Source organism: Allocoleopsis sp. (genome assembly GCF_036703385.1).
Taxonomy (GTDB): domain Bacteria; phylum Cyanobacteriota; class Cyanobacteriia; order Cyanobacteriales; family Coleofasciculaceae; genus Allocoleopsis.
This window is the reverse complement of the sequence record NZ_DATNPA010000031.1, coordinates 1-2,867: the sequence shown is the minus strand read 5'-3', so window position 1 is coordinate 2,867 and position 2,867 is coordinate 1. Positions and strand designations below refer to the sequence as shown.

5 protein-coding genes are annotated in these 2,867 nt (G+C 41.9%); 1 reads left to right on the top strand and 4 read right to left on the bottom strand.

All coding sequences use genetic code 11. The features are described 5' to 3' along the window. Positions 1 to 1,186 (bottom strand): ISL3 family transposase (locus tag V6C93_RS01640; RefSeq protein WP_422653196.1); only part of this gene is annotated, 1,186 nt, incomplete at its 3' end. A gap of 173 nt (positions 1,187 to 1,359) precedes the next feature. Here V6C93_RS01640 and V6C93_RS01635 point away from each other — a divergent pair. Next, on the top strand, positions 1,360 to 1,614 hold the full coding sequence (locus V6C93_RS01635) for a LysR substrate-binding domain-containing protein (RefSeq protein ID WP_333474897.1): 255 nt from the start codon (positions 1,360 to 1,362) through the stop codon (positions 1,612 to 1,614). Between the two features lie 177 nt (positions 1,615 to 1,791). Here the strand turns inward: V6C93_RS01635 and V6C93_RS01630 are convergent, their stop codons facing one another. From V6C93_RS01630 to V6C93_RS01620, 3 genes are read right to left on the bottom strand one after another with little or no spacing between them, the layout of a single operon-like run. Next, positions 1,792 to 1,938, bottom strand: coding sequence for a hypothetical protein (locus V6C93_RS01630; protein ID WP_333474896.1), 147 nt, complete (start codon positions 1,936 to 1,938; stop codon positions 1,792 to 1,794). 21 nt (positions 1,939 to 1,959) lie between these two features. Then, the gene (locus V6C93_RS01625) at positions 1,960 to 2,388 is read right to left on the bottom strand and encodes a type II toxin-antitoxin system VapC family toxin (protein WP_333474895.1); all 429 of its coding nucleotides are present in this window, start codon (positions 2,386 to 2,388) and stop codon (positions 1,960 to 1,962) included. After that, positions 2,385 to 2,603: a hypothetical protein gene (locus V6C93_RS01620; RefSeq protein ID WP_333474894.1), complete on the bottom strand. Its 219-nt coding sequence runs from the start codon at positions 2,601 to 2,603 to the stop codon at positions 2,385 to 2,387. Before V6C93_RS01620 ends, V6C93_RS01625 begins: the two co-directional genes overlap by 4 nt. Positions 2,604 to 2,867: the final 264 nt, after the last annotated feature.

The following is a 2,867-nucleotide window of genomic DNA, read 5'->3' as shown; positions in this document are numbered from 1 at the left end:
CGTAAGCGGAACGTTTAATTAACTTGAGTTTGTTATGGATGCCCTCGACAACACCACTTGTAGTCCTGTTGTCAAAGTAAGCAATAATCTCATCTAGCCAACGGATAATAGTACTCTGGCTGTCAGGAAAATATTTTTTGGCTCTTGATAACCATATCCCCAGTTTAAATAATCCGGTCAACCAATTATTCGTTTGCTCGAATATTTTGTGGATTTTCTCTTTTAATTCATGCATGAGCTTGAGAGTAGGTGACACCTCTTTCACTTGCATAAGTTTACTTTTTTGTTCTTCATTCAGGTCTGATTCATTCTTCAGTAACACATATTTGCTTTTCTTCAATCCCTCTAGCACTTTCTCATACTCAGCTTTCTCTTTTTCCGATTTTGCTGCTTTGATTAAATTTTCTATCTTTCGCTTTTGCAGTTTTCTTTGTGCATCTAATTCTTTGTTTATTTGTGCCATTACATGAAATCTATCGGCGACTACCTGAGCCTTTGATAGGATTTCTGTTACTACACTTTTGTATCCTTTCCACATATCTATACTTACTTCCTCTATTGACTCTAAGACCTCGGTTCCCCAGCTAGTCAGCACTTCCTTTATTTCTTCTTTCGTTCTTCCCTCCCGGATTTCGAGCAATTTCGACTTGTCTATATCTATTAATACTGCACAGTAATTCCCTTTTCCTTTAATTAGGGCTATTTCATCAATTCCTAGCCTTTTCAGTTCGCTGGGTCGAGATTTCACTAATTCTTTTGATGCATCTTTTAACATCCTTTCTATTTCTTCAGTTGTCACTACCCCTTTTTTCGCTACACTGTGGATATCCTTTCCTATCACTTCTTGTAAGATTTGGTTTGCCAATCGTTTTGTATAAGTTCTTCTTTTCCCTACAAACTCCAAGTCTTCGCTAAAGGGTTTTCCACATTTTGAGCATTTGAATTGTCTTCTGTTTATTTCTAAAAATACTGAGGTTTCTCCCCAGGGTAAATCTTTGACTAGGTATCGATGGTTTTGATGTAATCTCCGACTTTTTGTCCCGCAACGAGGACACATACTTTCTTTCTCGATTGACTCAACTTGTAAAATTATCCCAATCCCTGAGTGCTGACGATTTGAAGTTACTTTTATTCCCTCTATATTCAGAAGCTCTGTCAGCAGTTTTATTCCTTTTTTTTCAGTCATGTCTGTCATTACACCCCAAGGTCTATTGGCTTCTGTTTCCAGCCAATAATAACTAGCTCTCTTCGTCAATTTTTTTCAGGGCTTTCCTGGATATTTGATACAATTATTCATCTTCTTTGAAGTGTTTATATATTTATTTGGCATACTAGGTACTGAAGAACCACAATTCAGAAGTGCTGCGCCAAGTGTGTTTGGATGGCGCTGGACTGATCCTGATGCCAACATGGTTGGTGGGTGAAGATATTGGCTCTGGACGGTTACAAGCTGTGCTGACCGATTGGAGGGTGCATCCCCAAGTCGAGATGGATATGGGCATTTATGCACTTTACTTGCCGAATCGTAGATACTCACTCCGGGTCAAAACATTCATCGATTTCTTGGTAAAGCGATTCGGTAATCCACCTTATTGGGAAGAAACAATGATTTGAGAAATGTCTTGCCAGTTATTGGGTAATTCAGGTGCTTCGGGTTCGCGATTGCCTACGGCACCAGCGAAGCTGATCGCTCATTCAAATTGAAGACGTTATGGCGATGGGAATGCGTCTTTCTCGTAGCAAGCGATCGCCCTTCCATTGCTATCAGCATTGATGTTGGGTTTCGGAGCCTCAACCCAACAAAGCAGCTTTCTTGCGATCTGCGCTTCGCTCTTCTCGCTTCGCTGTCGCACTGCCTCTGGCAGAATAATTCAGATTTCTAAGCACCATGCTGTCTGCTACGAATTCGTGCAGCAGCGCTGCTGCGTTCCGCTCCATCGATTTGTTAGCCCGCCTGCTCTACACAGTCCAATCCTGTGTCACTAAACCTGGAACTTTACTGAAATCACTTACGTTCCGGGTCAATAACATCAAATTGTGAGACATGGCGATCGCTGCAATTCTCAAATCCATTGTGGACACGCGAACCCGTTGCCTTCGCAATTCATCAAAGAGTGCAATTGCTCCAGCATCAAATGGTAAAACAGGAGCTGTTGCAAAGCCCTGAAGAGTTTCTAACAACAGAGTATATCCACGAATCAGGTCAGTATTTGTCCGAGCACGATTGATGAAATTATGAGCGCCAAGTATCTGTTCATGGAAACTGACAATGGACAAGGCAAAATCCGTGATTGGGTGTTGAGCCATCCGAACAGCTAAGCTGCTAAACTCTGAACCAGAGCGACGCTGTAAGAAACTAATATGGTCGGTGTCGAGCAAATATTTCACAATTGTCCGTCAACCTCGTCAGTAGGCTTGTCAGCCTGACGAAAGGTACGTCCATATTCTAGAGCTTCAAGAAAAGCTGCTTCATCAGAAATTGAGCCGACGAGTTTTTCAAGCCAGTTTTCAGAGGTAGACTTGCTTTCAAACTTGCGTTGAAGGTCAGAAACCGCTTGCTCAAGAGTTACCAAACGTTGTTCAAGGGTCGTTTCGTCTAACATAGCTCTCCTTGGAACATTAGCTATCACCTAGCTGCCAAGCTTACTAAGTACCAATATCCCCTCATTTTAATTGAAAGGACGTTATGGCGCTGGGAATGCATCTGTATCGTAGCAAGCATCGCCTCTCCATTGCTGTCACCCCTGCAATTTCTCCTTCCTACTTCAGATGTCCGCGATCACACCTTTTTTCTTACATAGAGTAGTGGGCAGATATCACTCTTGTCTGATTCATAAACATTTAGTATATATCCGTATTCAAGTGAC